The organism is Bradyrhizobium sp. USDA 326, from assembly GCF_049739485.1.
Classification (GTDB): Bacteria; Pseudomonadota; Alphaproteobacteria; order Rhizobiales; family Xanthobacteraceae; genus Bradyrhizobium.
The window spans coordinates 2,165,270-2,178,232 of the sequence record NZ_JBMGQA010000001.1; the positions used below are offsets into that span (position 1 = coordinate 2,165,270).

The 12,963-nt window shown below is 65.0% G+C and carries 11 protein-coding genes; 10 read left to right on the forward strand and 1 reads right to left on the reverse strand.

The genetic code is table 11. The annotated features are described in order from the left end of the window. The first annotated feature begins 89 nt into the window (after positions 1-89). From ABIG06_RS10395 to ABIG06_RS10440, 10 genes are all read left to right on the forward strand, one after another. Positions 90-1,085: a TRAP transporter substrate-binding protein gene (locus ABIG06_RS10395; RefSeq protein WP_370136182.1), complete on the forward strand. Its 996-nt coding sequence runs from the start codon at positions 90-92 to the stop codon at positions 1,083-1,085. Between the two features lie 54 nt (positions 1,086-1,139). Beyond that, positions 1,140-3,170, forward strand: coding sequence for a sensor histidine kinase (locus ABIG06_RS10400; protein ID WP_370140814.1), 2,031 nt, complete (start codon positions 1,140-1,142; stop codon positions 3,168-3,170). Continuing rightward, entirely contained in the window at positions 3,140-4,885 is a 1,746-nt protein-coding gene (locus ABIG06_RS10405; protein WP_124160325.1) for an ATP-binding response regulator, read from the forward strand. Before ABIG06_RS10400 ends, ABIG06_RS10405 begins: the two co-directional genes overlap by 31 nt. Before the next feature lie 10 nt (positions 4,886-4,895). Further along, positions 4,896-5,633 carry a response regulator gene (locus ABIG06_RS10410; protein WP_370136184.1) on the forward strand — a complete coding sequence of 246 codons (738 nt, stop codon included), beginning with the start codon at positions 4,896-4,898 and terminating at the stop codon, positions 5,631-5,633. Between the two features lie 373 nt (positions 5,634-6,006). Beyond that, entirely contained in the window at positions 6,007-6,618 is a 612-nt protein-coding gene (locus ABIG06_RS10415; protein ID WP_124160323.1) for a sigma-70 family RNA polymerase sigma factor, read from the forward strand. 649 nt (positions 6,619-7,267) lie between these two features. Further along, on the forward strand, positions 7,268-7,966 hold the full coding sequence (locus tag ABIG06_RS10420; protein WP_370136187.1) for a cytochrome c biogenesis CcdA family protein: 699 nt from the start codon (positions 7,268-7,270) through the stop codon (positions 7,964-7,966). 31 nt (positions 7,967-7,997) lie between these two features. Further along, positions 7,998-8,561, forward strand: coding sequence for a thioredoxin family protein (locus ABIG06_RS10425; RefSeq protein ID WP_370136189.1), 564 nt, complete (start codon positions 7,998-8,000; stop codon positions 8,559-8,561). A gap of 89 nt (positions 8,562-8,650) precedes the next feature. Then, complete coding sequence (locus tag ABIG06_RS10430; RefSeq protein WP_370136191.1) at positions 8,651-9,622, forward strand: hypothetical protein; 972 nt, start codon at positions 8,651-8,653, stop codon at positions 9,620-9,622. Positions 9,623-9,951: 329 nt separating this feature from the next. After that, entirely contained in the window at positions 9,952-10,545 is a 594-nt protein-coding gene (locus tag ABIG06_RS10435) for a L,D-transpeptidase (protein WP_124160319.1), read from the forward strand. Positions 10,546-10,631: 86 nt separating this feature from the next. Then, complete coding sequence (locus tag ABIG06_RS10440) at positions 10,632-11,669, forward strand: amino acid ABC transporter substrate-binding protein (protein WP_424578576.1); 1,038 nt, start codon at positions 10,632-10,634, stop codon at positions 11,667-11,669. A 109-nt stretch (positions 11,670-11,778) separates the two neighbouring features. Here the strand turns inward: ABIG06_RS10440 and ABIG06_RS10445 are convergent, their stop codons facing one another. Next, positions 11,779-12,918, reverse strand: a complete 1,140-nt coding sequence (locus ABIG06_RS10445) for an acyl-CoA dehydrogenase family protein (protein WP_370136194.1) — start codon at positions 12,916-12,918, stop codon at positions 11,779-11,781. Between the last annotated feature and the right edge of the window lie 45 nt (positions 12,919-12,963).

Consider the following 12,963-nt stretch of genomic DNA (forward strand, 5'->3'; position numbering starts at 1 on the left):
AACCGGCGGGATGGCCTTCCCCTTACCATCTGCTAGGTTGCATTGAACCTTTTCCTTCCGCCATAGACTCCACCACCGAGGGGTTGAGTGTGCCAGTGCTGAACCGTGCCGAATCTTCGCGGACCGGGGTGATCTTCGTCGCGCTTCTGCTTGCCGTCTGGACGACGGGCGCCGTTGCGCGCGAATTTCGCGCCGCCGACACTCAGGCCGAGAACTACCCGACCGTCCAGGCGCTGCGTTACATGGGCGCCCTGATCGCCGAACGCAGCGGCGGCCGGCACGAGATCAAGGTTTTCCACTCCCGTCAGCTCGGCGAGGAAAAGGAGACTATCGAGCAGACCCGGGCCGGCGCGATCGACCTCAACCGGACCAACGTGGCGCTGATCGGCAATTTCGTCCCGGCGATGAACGTGCTCGCAATGCCGTTCCTGTTCCGGTCCATCGAGCACATGCAGAGGGTGCTGGACGGGCCGATCGGCAGCGAGATCCTGAACAGTTTCGAGCCCTACGGCTTCGTCGGGCTCTGCTTCTACGATTCGGGCGCGCGGTCGATCTACAATGGCGTCCGCCCGGTCCGAAGCTTCGCGGATCTGCAGGGATTGCGGATCCGGGTGCAGCAGTCGGAGTTGATGAACCAGATGATGCGCGCGCTCGGCGCCGAACCGGTCGAACTGCCCTACGGGCAGGTGCTCACCGGGCTTGCCAACCACCTGATCGACGGCGCCGAGAACAACTGGCCATCTTTCGTGACGACGGACCATTACAAGCATGCCGGCCATTACACGCTCACCGAACACACGATGAGCCCGGAGGTGCTGGTGATTTCGCTGAAGGCCTGGCAGAGCCTGTCGCCGGACGACCGGATCATCTTCAAGGAGGCCGCGCAGCGCTCCAGCCGGTTCATGCGCGAGAAGTGGCGGGACCTCGAGGAGCAGTCGCAGCGCAAGGCGCAGGACGCGGGCGTGACCATCATCAAGGGCATCGACCGCAAGCCGTTCGAGGAGGCGATGGCCGCAATCTACGCCAAGGCCGGACGCGATCCCGCGGCGGCCGCGCTGATCGAACGCATTCGCAAGGTGGAGTGAGGCCTGTTGGCTGCGCTTGGACATCGCGAGCACGTGGACAGGCCGCCCGGCCCGATCGGGCAGCTGCGCGCGCGACTGGTCGGCGTGCTGCGGGCGGTGCCGATCCGCTGGCGCATCCTGTCGATCGCCGCGCTGAACTCCGCCGTGGTCGTGGTGCTGGTGGCGATGATCTGGAACGGCGCGCAGGTGCTGGGCTCGGCCTGGGGCGACGTGCGCCAGGTACGCGAGTCCGACCGGATCCTGGCGCTGCTCGAAAGCGAGACCGGACGCCTCCACAACCTGATCCACCGCTATATCAACCAACCGAGCCCGGACCTGTTCGCCGAGATCCTCCTGCTGCGCGAGGCGGTGCTGGGCACGTTGACTAACCGCGCCGCCAAGGACCCGATGCTGTCGGGCTCGGTCGAGGAGCTGGAGCGCACCACCGATCGCTTTCTCAACGGTTTCGGCGAGCTGCGCAGCGTGCAGGCGACGATCGCCAAGACCTATGAGGAGCAGGTGCAAGGCCCGGCCCGGGACATGGCCGGCCTCTATTCCATCATCGAAGGCGCCACCGGCCATCGTGACGCGCTGATCTGGCCCTCGCTCGGCAAGTCCCGCGAGGCCTTCACCGCGATGCTGGTGGCGGCCAATTCCTACTACCTGTCGCAGTCGTCGGGCGCCGCCGACGACGCGCGGCGCAGCACCGAGACGATCGAGAAGACCATTCCGGTCATGATCGATCTCGCCGATAACGATCTCCAGAAGATGGCCCTGCGGCGGCTTGCCGCCCGCACCATGGCGCTGCGGGAGGGCTTTGCCAAGCTCTCCGAGCAGCTTGCGAGCCGCACCGAGCTGCTCCGCAACACCATCGACGCCAGCCAGGCCGAGGCGATCGGCGCCATCGACGACCTCTCGACCAAGATGCGCCAGCGCGAGCAGAAGGCGCAGGAGACCTTCGACCGCACGCTGGCCGACATTTCCCGCCGGGTGCTGTCGATCGCGGTCATCTTCCTCGGCATCATCCTCACTGTCGGCGTTCTGATCGCGCTGTCGATCCGCCTGCCGCTACAGCAGATCATGGCGGCGATGCGCGCGATCACGCTCGGCGACCTCGACCGCGAGGTGCAGGGCACCAAGGCACGCGACGAGGTCGGCGCCATGGCGCGCGCAGTGGAAGTGTTCCGCGAGAACGCGATCGCCAAGCGCAAGGCCGAGGACGAGCTGCGCGCGTCCAAGGAGAAGGCCGAGAGTGCGCTGCTCGAGCTCAATGCCGCGCAGCAGAATTTGATCGATGCCGAACGGCTGGCAGCGCTCGGCGGCCTGGTGGCCGGCGTCGCGCACGAGGTCAACAATCCGATCGGCATCAGCCTGACGGTGGCCTCCAGCTTGGCCCGGCGCAGCGAGATCTTCGAGGCCCAGCTCAAGGGCGACGGCGGCTTGCGCCGCTCGCAGCTGGAGGAATTCGTGCAGTCCTCGCGCGACGCCTCGCAGCAGCTCGTCGCCAACCTCCAGCGCGCCGGCGAGCTCATCCAGTCGTTCAAGCAGGTTGCGGTCGACCGCTCGCATGCCGAGCGGCGGCAATTCTCGCTCAGCGAAGCCACCGACCAGATCATCGCCAGCCTGCGCCCGGTGCTGAAGCGCTCGCCGATCACGCTTCAGGTCGACGTGCCCGAGGGGCTGCTGCTTGACGGCTATCCCGGCTCCTACGGCCAGATCCTGACCAACCTGTTCCTCAACGCCGCCAACCACGCCTTCGCCGACGGGCGCGCCGGCACGATCGCGATCTCGGCGCGGCCGCGCGGGACCGACGACATCGAGATCAGCTTCGCCGATGACGGGGCCGGCATGACCCCTGACGTGCAGCGCCAGGCCTTTGACCCTTTCTTTACCACCCGGCGCAATGAAGGCGGCACGGGACTTGGCCTCCATATCGTCTATAACCTCGTCACCCAGCAGCTCGGCGGCCGCATGGTGCTGGAATCCAAGCTGGGACAAGGCACCACTTTTCGCATTATCATACCCCGGGTCGCCAAAGGCGGCGCGCAAAGCACAGACAGTGACGGATCTTCTCAATGGCCGAACAGGACGATGTCCTCCACCTGATCGACGACACCGGTACCGCGTCGGAGGATAGCAACGCCCGGAAATGGAAGATCGCCGTCATCGACGACGATCCGGCCGTGCATGACGGCACCCGTTTCGCGCTGTCCGACTACAGCCTCAACGGCCAGAGCCTGGAGATCCTGTCGGCCTATTCCGCGGCGGAAGGGCGCAAGCTGATGGCCGAGCACCGCGACGTCGCCGCCGTGCTGCTCGACGTCATCATGGAGACCGACGTCGCCGGCCTCGAACTGGTCGAGTTCATCCGCAACGAGATCAGGAACGAGACCGTGCGCATCATCCTGCGCACCGGCCAGCCCGGCCAGGCGCCGGAGCGGCGCGTGATCGTGCAGTACGACATCAACGACTACAAGGCCAAGACCGAGCTCACCGCCGACAAGCTGTTCACCTCGCTGACCGCGGCGCTGCGCTCCTATCAGCAGCTCGAGCGCATGGTGCAGACGCGGCGCGGGCTGGAGATCATCATCGACGCGGCCTCGACCCTGTACGACTTCAAGTCGATGCAGCGGCTCGCCGAGGGCGTGCTGACCCAGCTTGCCTCGCTGCTCAACGTCGATTGCGCCGGCATCCTGGTCCTGCGCGACAATGGCGGCATCGACCCCGAGCTCTCGGTGCTCGCCGGCAGCGGCTGCTACAGCCGCTTCATCGGCACCACCACGTCGAAGGCGCTCGATCCCGAGCTGCGCGAGATGGTGGAGGCCGCGTTCCAGCGCCGCAAGAACGAATTCGCCGACCATCGCAGCGTGATCTATTTGCGCACCGGTTCGGGGCGCGAAGTGGTGGTGCTACTGCAGGCCGAGCGCGAATTGTCGGAGACCGACCGTTCGCTGGTCGAGATCTTCTCCTCCAGGCTCTCGATCGCGTTCGACAACGTGATCCTCTACCAGCAGCTCCAGGACGCCAACACCCAGCTCGAAGACCGCGTCGCCCAGCGCACCCGCGCGCTGATGCAGGCCAACCGCCGGCTCTCGGCGCAATGGCTGCGGCTGCAGCGCGCCAACGGCTTCAAGAACGAGATCCTGGGCACCGTCGCGCACGACCTGAAGAATCCGCTCGGCGTCATCCTCGGCCGCACCGAGATGCTGAAGGAGCTGATCTCGACCGGCGCCTCGGAGAGCGGCGTGGTCGCCCAGGTCGACCACATTCGCGACGCCACCAAGCGCCTGACCACGATGGTCGATCACCTGATCTCGGATGCGATGGCCGATGCCTTCGACATCACCATCCGCCGCGAGCCGGTGGACATCGCGGCGCTGGCCAAGGAGGTTGCCGAAGCCAACCAGCCGCTCGCCGTCAACAAGCAGCAGACGATCAGCGTCGCCGCGCCGCCCAACATCGTCACCATGTGCGACACCGACCGCATCCGCGAGGCGATCGACAATCTCATCAGCAACGCCATCAAATACTCTCCGATCGGCGGCAGGATCGACGTGGCTGTCAGCCATGAGGGCCGCGACACCACCGTCCGCGTCAGCGACGAGGGCGCCGGCTTGTCGCCGGAGGATCTGGGCCGCCTGTTCGGGCGGTTCCAGCGGCTGTCGGCAAAACCGACTGCCGGCGAGAGCTCGACGGGGCTTGGGCTCTCCATCGTCAAGCGTATCATCGACATGCATGGCGGCGAGGTAACCGCCGACAGCGACGGCCCCGGCAAGGGATCGACCTTCACCATCACCCTCCCCGTGACTGAAATGCCGTGATGCAAAGCCCATGACCCAAAGCCAGCACATCATGATCGTCGACGATGAGGCCCCGGCCCGGGAGATGGTCGGCGACTACCTCAAGATGCACGGCTTCACCGTGACGCTGTGCGACGGCGGCAAGAGCTTGCGCGCCGCGATCCAGGGCAGCATGCCCGATCTCGTCGTGCTCGATCTCAACATGCCCGAGGAAGACGGGCTCTCGATCATTCGCGACCTCAAGAGCCGCATCAACGTTCCGGTGATCATGCTCACGGCGACCGCGAGCCCGATCGATCGCGTCGTCGGACTCGAGCTCGGCGCCGACGATTACGTGGCAAAGCCCTGCGAGCTGCGCGAACTGATGGCGCGCATCCGCTCGGTGCTGCGGCGGAGCGTGCCGGCCAAGGCAGCAGTGCCGGATGCTTCGGCGGCGAAATCCGACAAGGACCAGCTGGTGCGCTTCGGCACCAAATGGCTCGATCTCGAAGCCCAGGCCTTGCGCGACGACGAGGGCAACGAGCATCCGCTGACCGCCTCCGAGTTCGGGCTCTTGAAGGTGTTCGCAGCGAATCCGAAGCGCGTGCTGTCGCGCGAGCGCCTGCTGGAATTGGCCAATGCGCGCGACGCCGAGGCCTTCGACCGCGCCGTCGATCTCCGCATCATGCGCATCCGCCGCAAGATCGAGCCCGACCCGGCAAAGCCTGCCGTGATCCGCACCATCCGCGGCGGCGGCTATCTGTTTTCTCCGGCGGGCGACAAGGCTTAGGCAGCGGGCGGCAAACTCCCTGTCGTCCTGGGATGCGCGCAGCTCCGAATCTTCGCCAAACCACATCCGTAGTTAGTGTCTCGCTTCGCGCCCCGGGACGATAGCCCTGGGTGTCGCGCGATCGAACGCAATGGCCCGAAATCCGTTCCCGGCACCTGCGCTCAGCCCCAAATTCCACCCCCCGTATTTTCCGTGCATTGAAATTCCACGTCTTTTTGCCGCGAATGTTTCGTCGCGGCCGCTGCGACGAAACAATTTGGCGGCGCACGAAACCATTTTCCCCTCTTCGTGCAGACGTCCCGAAACGTTGGCTCATTAACACTTCGGCTCAAGGAAACGCCGCTCGGTCGCGGCGCTACGGGGAGCCAAGTCCATGCCGAACGTCATCGCCATCAACGCCCAAGCCAGCCAGAGCATCATTGCCGCTCAGGCGACCTCGGACGACATGCTCCTCGAGAGCATTGCCGACGGCAACCGGACGGCCATGCACATCCTTTATTGCCGGCACAATGTGCGGGTTTACCGCTTCATCCTGCGCATCGTGCGCGATGCCACCACGGCGGAAGATCTGGTCAGCCAGGTGTTCCTGGACGTGTGGCGGACCGCCGGCCAATTCCAGGGCCGCTCGCAGGTTTCGACCTGGCTGCTCTCGATCGCGCGCTTCAAGGCGCTGACCGCGATGCGCCAGCGCCGCTTCGAGGACATCGACCAGGAGGACGTGCGCCAGATTCCTGATGGTGCTGACACGCCCGAGACCTCGCTCGACCGCAGCGACACCAGCGCCATCCTGCGTGCCTGCGTGCAGAAGCTGTCGCCGGCGCATCGGGAGATCATCAACCTCGTCTACTATCACGAGAAATCGGTGGAGGAGGTCGGACAGATCATCGGCATCCCCCAGAGCACGGTGAAGACGCGGATGTTCTATGCCCGCAAGCAGCTGGCCGATTTGCTTAAGGGCGCCGGCGTCGACCGCTTCGCCGCCTGAGCCCAATCAATTCAATGGGATAGGACCACAGATCATCCCCTCCCCCCGGACACGGAAGTGTTACCGCCGACGAAACAATTGAAACAAAGCACAACATCAGGCGGAAAAACTTCCTCATTAAAAGTCCCACATACGGTTTCGTTAAACCTCCCAAGACCCCCATCGACCCGGAAGGATGCCCCCCCCGGGTCGTTTTTTTTGGGGCCGAGCGGTTGCCGCAGCCCCACCCCCTCCCCGCTGAAGTCAGGAGGCACTGCTCTCTCATTCCCTCCCCCCTTGCGGGGGAGGGGCAGGGAGAGGGGTGCCACACGGGGACTCCTTCGACTTGCAATTTCCGCGCGACACGATCGCGTAGACCGTTTCCTGGGCCACCCCTCTTGTCCAGCGGATGGATGGGTAACAAAACAGACCGGATGGATAGGTAACAGTCGTTCATGGTTCGGACTGCTGCGGCGCTGCGCTAGCGCAGCGCCGCAGCGTCGATGTTTTCTGGTCGATGATGCCGATCGGCACGTTGAAGAAGCGCACCGCCATTGCGGCCGACACAGTTGCCTCACAACCCGATGCCCCCGTCACGAAGCCGTGACGCCGCGTAACGACTCCCACGCCCGACCCGAACTGCCCTCGTGACCTCCTCCACGAGTGCGCAATGCTCGACCTTCTCTTCGCTCTCCTTGCCGGCATCCTCACCATCGCTGCGCCCTGCACGCTGCCGATGCTGCCGATCCTGCTCGGCGCCTCGATCGGGCGCGCGGGGCATCTGCGGCCGGCGATGATCGCGCTCGGCTTCGTCGTCTCGTTCTCCGCAGTCGCGCTGCTGCTCGGCGCGATCACGCAGGCGCTCGATTTCGACCCGAACGTGCTGCGCGAAGCCGCATCGATCCTGCTGCTCGGATTCGGCCTGTTGATGCTGTGGCCGGCGCCCTTCGAGTGGCTGTCGGCACGACTCAATGGCTGGCTCGATCTCGGCAGTTCGAGCAGCGCACAGCGCGACGGCGCGCTTGGCGGGCTCGTGCTCGGCACCACGCTGGGCCTGGTCTGGACGCCCTGCGCCGGCCCGGTGCTCGGCTCGATCCTGACGCTGGTCGCGACCTCGAGGAACCTTGCCTGGACCGGCACGCTGCTGGTCGCCTACGCCGTCGGCGCGGCGATCCCGATGCTGGCGATCGCCTATGGCGGACAGGCCGCAACCACGCGCGTGCGCAGCCTCGCGCGCATCTCGCCGCGGCTGCAGCAGGGCTTTGGCGTCGTCGTGATCGGCTTCGCGGTCGCGGCGTATTTCCAATACGACACGCTGATCGTGGCGTGGCTCACCAGCTTCTATCCCACCGGCCAGATCGGCCTCTAATCATCGAAGATTTCACCCGGAGGACGCTTCCATGACTCTCAAACTGCTCGCCGTTTCCGCCGCACTGGTCGGCTTCGCCGTCACCGGCGCGGTCATCCCCGGCATCTGCGACGAAGTTTCCCGCGCAAGCCCCGTCCGCGTCGCTGCCGCGAGCCACGAGACCGCGCCCGACTTCACCGGCATCAACAACTGGTTCAACTCAAAACCGCTCAACATCGCCGGCCTCCGCGGCAAGGTCGTGCTGGTCGACTTCTGGACCTATGGCTGCGTCAACTGCGTCAACACGCTGCCGCACGTCACCAGCCTCTATGCCAAGTACAAGGACAGGGGCCTCGTCGTGGTCGGCGTGCACACGCCGGAATTCCCGTTCGAGCGGTCGGCCGCGAACGTGCAGGCCGCGCTGAAGCGCCACGGCATCACCTATCCGGTGGCGCAGGACAATGATTCCAAGACCTGGAACGCCTATCGCAACCAATATTGGCCGGCGCAGTACATCATCGACCAGAGCGGCAAGATCGTGTTCCAGCACGCCGGCGAGGGCAGCTATGAACACATCGACCGCACCGTGGCAAGGCTGCTGAACGTCGACAGCTGAGCCCGCACGGGCGCCAAGTGACGGCGTTGTTGCTTGACTCCACGGACCCATCCGTGGAGTTTCGCGCGCAACGGAACCAGCCGCCCGCAATGGACGACGCGACCAGCACCGACATTCGCCTTCGTGAAGGCTCCTCGATCGCGCAGCGGCTGGTGATGTCCGGCTTTGCCGCCGCCGTCGCGCTGTGCTTTACGCCGGGCTTGTTCACACAGGACATTCTGGAGATCGTCATCTCGATGGTCGCGCTGCTGGTCGGCGCAGGATTCGTCATCGGCATCATGCTGGCGCCGGCCGTGGTGTGGATCATCACGCCGAACGAGATCCTGATCGGGCGGCAAAGTCCGTTCGGAAAGCTGCGTACGCGCATCGTGGCCAAAGACGACATCACGGGGTTGCAGGTCCCCGGCAGCAAGAGAGTGAAGGCCCGCTTTCAACTCGTCTTCACGCTGGCCTCCGGAGAACGCCTGACGTCTCCGCCGATCGCCGACGTCACCCATGTTCGCGACACCGTGGCCCGGATCGCCGCGCAGTTCGAGGTTCCCAATGTCGAGGAGCCCGTCAATCCGCTCGATGCCAGCAATCCCGAGATGCATCTCGGCGAGCCGATCGAGCCGTTTCCGGCGCGTGAAATCTACATCGTTGCACTGATCGCGGTCGCCGTGAGCGCCGTTCCCTATGCCTACAAGCTCTGGCGCGGCCTGCCGCCGGGCCCGATCGACATCGCGCTGTTGCCCGCCGGCGCGATCGCCGCGTTCGTCGTCTACAGATACGCCAACCTCGTCACCGGTGTCTTCTGGATCATCCGCCAGAGCGATATTCGCGTCGAGCGCCTGTGGGGCGACGGCAGCTTGCGCGCCGACCATATCGAGGGGCGTGAGGTGAAATCGATCACCGTCGAGCGCCGCGGCCGGTCCGAGGACGAGCACTGCATCGTCGTGATCCGGTTGCACTCGGGGCGACGGTTTCGCAGCCCCCGCATCGGGTCGAGAGCCGAGGCGCGCGCCGTGGCCACCGAGATCGTCCGGCGGCTCGGGATTGCAGCGGAAAATAGCAAGATCTGATATCGGTGCAGGCGATCGGGACCCTCGAGGCCTCCACATCGTCATGGCCGGGCCTGCCGGCCATCCACGTCTCTGCACTTGGCACCAAAAACGTGGATGCCAGGGCATGACGGCCGCTTTCGATCCCACGAGCGAGTGCATCAAGCCCAGCCACGACAAATTACTGCTTTTCGCGCCATCCCCTGTTCGTGGCATTGCTCCGGCCCGTCAAAAAACCAAAGCATTCCCGTGACATATCAGGGCGGCGCGCCATCAACTTGCCATGAACTTGCCCCTCAGGTTTGATGGTTCCTGATTGATTTGCGCTGTGGCAGCGGGGAGAGCTTTACATGACGGATTTTCGTCGCCTGACCGGGATGTTTATGGCTGCGATCGGCCTGGTTCTGTCCACGCCGCAAGCCTTCGCCCAGCAGCCGGACCGCGGGGACGAGCCGGGCCTGATCGCCGATGACGCCTACCAGCTCGATCCGGAATGGCAGAAGCAGGTGGTCTACTTCCGCACCACCGAGCCGCCGGGAACGATCATCGTCTCGACCGCAGAACGGCACCTCTATCTGGTGCAGCCCGGCGGGCGCGCGATCCGCTATGGCATCGGCGTCGGCCGCGACGGCTTTCAGTGGCAGGGGCTGGTGACCATCACCAACAAGAAGGAATGGCCGGACTGGACGCCGCCGCCGGAAATGATCCAGCGCCAGCCCTATCTGCCGCGCTTCATGGCCGGCGGCCCCGGCAATCCGTTGGGCGCCCGCGCCATGTATCTGGGGACTACGGTCTACCGTATCCACGGCACCAACCGTCCTGACACGATCGGCACCAAGGTGTCCTCTGGCTGCTTCCGTCTCGTCAACAACGACGTCGCCGATCTCTATGATCGCGTCCCGGTCGGGACCAAGGTCGTCATTCGGCAGAAGCCCGAACTCTAAGGGCTTTGGTTCGAGCATGATCGTCAGGATCATGCTCTGCCCCTCCTCCAGATTCCTTTTCCCGATACTTTCGAGAGAGCAACATGATGCGCACTTTTCGTGGCGGCCTGCTGATCGGGCTCGCCATCGCCGTGCTGGTCGCCGTCCTGGCCATCATCTATGAATTCTACGACACCCGCACGTTGAAGCGCACGGTTCGCCGCGGCGAAGTACTGTGCGGCGTCAACAGGGGCCTGCCGGGCTTCTCGATCCCCGACGACAAGGGCAACTGGACCGGCTTCGACGTCGATTTCTGCCGCGCGGTCGCCGCGGCGATCTTCGACGATCCGGGCAAGGCGAAATTCGTTCCGCTCGACGCCAATGAGCGTTTCAAGGAGCTGCAGAGCCGCAAGGTCGACATCCTCTCGCGCAACACGACCTGGAGCATGGCGCGCGAGCTCGACTACGACCTGTATTTTCCGGCCGTGGCCTATTACGACGGCGTCGGCTTCATGGTTCCGCGCACGCGCAACAAGGAGACCTCGCTGGACCTGACCGGCAGCAAGGTCTGCGTGCAGAGCGGAACCACGACCACGCTCAACGTCGCCGATTACTTCCGCGTCAACAACATGAAGTACGAAGAGGTGAAGTTCGACAAGCTCGACGACGTCGTGAAGGCCTACGACACCGGCAAGTGCGACACGCTCTCGGCCGACGTCTCCCAGCTCTATGCGCTGCGGCTGAACCTGTCGAAACCCGGCGACCACATGATCCTGCCGGACATGATCTCCAAGGAGCCGCTCGCCCCGGTCGTGCGCCAGCGCGACGACGACTGGATGATGATCGTGAAGTGGACGCTGTATGCGATGATCAACGCCGAAGAGCTGGGTGTGACCTCGGAGAACATCGACGAAGCCCTGAAGTCGAAGAAGCCGGAAGTGATGCGCCTCGTCGGCACCGAGGGCCGCTACGGCGAGCAGCTCGGCCTCACCAAGGACTGGGCCGCGCGCATCATCCGCCACGTCGGCAATTACGGCGAGATGTACGAGCGCAATATCGGCGAGAAGTCGAAGCTGAAGATCCCGCGCGGCATGAACCAGCTGTGGAACGCGGGTGGCGTGCAGTACGCGCCGCCGATGCGGTAAGGGGGCGGTCGCGCCGCCCTCGCAGCGATGGTGCTGATGGAGGGCACGCTGCGTTCCCTCGGCCCTTGCGGGGGAGGGAACGCAGGCTGCCTTGTCGCACGAGTAACCCTCAATACCCGCGCGCCCTCGCCAGCTGTTCGGTGTGGTAGTTCGCGTCGCCGAACAGCTCCTCGCAGACCCGGGCGCGCTTCATGAAGAAGCCGATGTCGAACTGGTCGGTCATGCCCATGCCGCCGTGCATCTGCACGCCTTCCTGCACCGCGCGCGTGGCGGTGGTGCCGGCCCGGGCCTTGGCAACGGCGACGCTCGACGCGGCCTTGGCGACGTCGGCATCCAGGGCCTGCAGCGCCTTCATCACTGCGGCGCGGGTGATCTCGATGTCGACATAGAGCTCGGCGGCGCGGTGCTGCAGCGCCTGGAATTCACCGATCAGCTTGCCGAATTGTTTGCGGCTCTTCAGATATTCGACGGTGCGACCAAAGACCTCCTCGCTGAGGCCGACCATTTCGGCGGCGACCGCGCCGCGGCCGATATCGAGCACGCCATCGAGCAGGCCGGCCGCCTGATCGACCTCGCCGAGCACGCTGTCGGCATTGACCTCGACATTGGCGAACTCGATGCGCGCTGCATTGTGCGCGTCGACCATGATGGTGCGCTCGATCGCCACGCCCTTCGCCCCAGCGTTCACCAGGAACAGCGTCAGGCCCTCGCGCTCACCGGCAGAACCCGCGGTGCGCGCCGCGACGATCAGGAGATCGGCGACGTGACCATCGACCACGAGCGCCTTGGAACCGCTGAGCTTGAAGCCGTTGCCGGCGCGCACGGCCTGCAAGCTGGTGTGGAGCGGACGGTGCTTGGCGGCCTCATCGATTGCGAGCGTTGCGAGCAGCGAACCGCTCGCGATCTTCGGCAGATATTCCGATCTCTGCGCGGAATTGCCGCCGCGGTTCAGCGCCGAGGCCGCGACCACGCTGGTAGCGAGGAAGGGCGAGGGCATCAGGGTGCGGCCGATCTCCTCCATGACGACGCCGGCTTCGACATGGCCGAGGCCGCTGCCGCCGAACTCCTCCGGCACCAGAAGGCCGGCAAAACCCATCTCGGCAAAGGAATGCCATAGCTCCTTGGAGAAGCCGGTGGGGTCCTTGCTGTCGCGCAAGTGACGCAGGTGCGACACCGGCGCCTTGTCGCTGATCAGCCCGCGCGCGCTGTCGCGGAGCATGGATTGTTCTTCGGTGAGGACGAGGGCCATGGCTTAAGTCTCTGGTATCGCGTGAAATGCATATTGTTGCTGTCA

What these genes read in the sequence shown, in the direction of transcription:
- ABIG06_RS10405 (WP_124160325.1), top strand. Translation starts at nt 3,140, where the DNA reads ATGGCCGAACAGGACGATGTCCTCCACCTGATCGACGACACCGGTACC.
- ABIG06_RS10410 (WP_370136184.1), top strand. Translation starts at nt 4,896, where the DNA reads ATGACCCAAAGCCAGCACATCATGATCGTCGACGATGAGGCCCCGGCC.
- ABIG06_RS10415 (WP_124160323.1), top strand. Translation starts at nt 6,007, where the DNA reads ATGCCGAACGTCATCGCCATCAACGCCCAAGCCAGCCAGAGCATCATT.
- ABIG06_RS10420 (WP_370136187.1), top strand. Translation starts at nt 7,268, where the DNA reads ATGCTCGACCTTCTCTTCGCTCTCCTTGCCGGCATCCTCACCATCGCT.
- ABIG06_RS10425 (WP_370136189.1), top strand. Translation starts at nt 7,998, where the DNA reads ATGACTCTCAAACTGCTCGCCGTTTCCGCCGCACTGGTCGGCTTCGCC.
- ABIG06_RS10430 (WP_370136191.1), top strand. Translation starts at nt 8,651, where the DNA reads ATGGACGACGCGACCAGCACCGACATTCGCCTTCGTGAAGGCTCCTCG.
- ABIG06_RS10435 (WP_124160319.1), top strand. Translation starts at nt 9,952, where the DNA reads ATGACGGATTTTCGTCGCCTGACCGGGATGTTTATGGCTGCGATCGGC.
- ABIG06_RS10440 (WP_424578576.1), top strand. Translation starts at nt 10,632, where the DNA reads ATGCGCACTTTTCGTGGCGGCCTGCTGATCGGGCTCGCCATCGCCGTG.
- ABIG06_RS10445 (WP_370136194.1), bottom strand. Translation starts at nt 12,918, where the DNA reads ATGGCCCTCGTCCTCACCGAAGAACAATCCATGCTCCGCGACAGCGCG.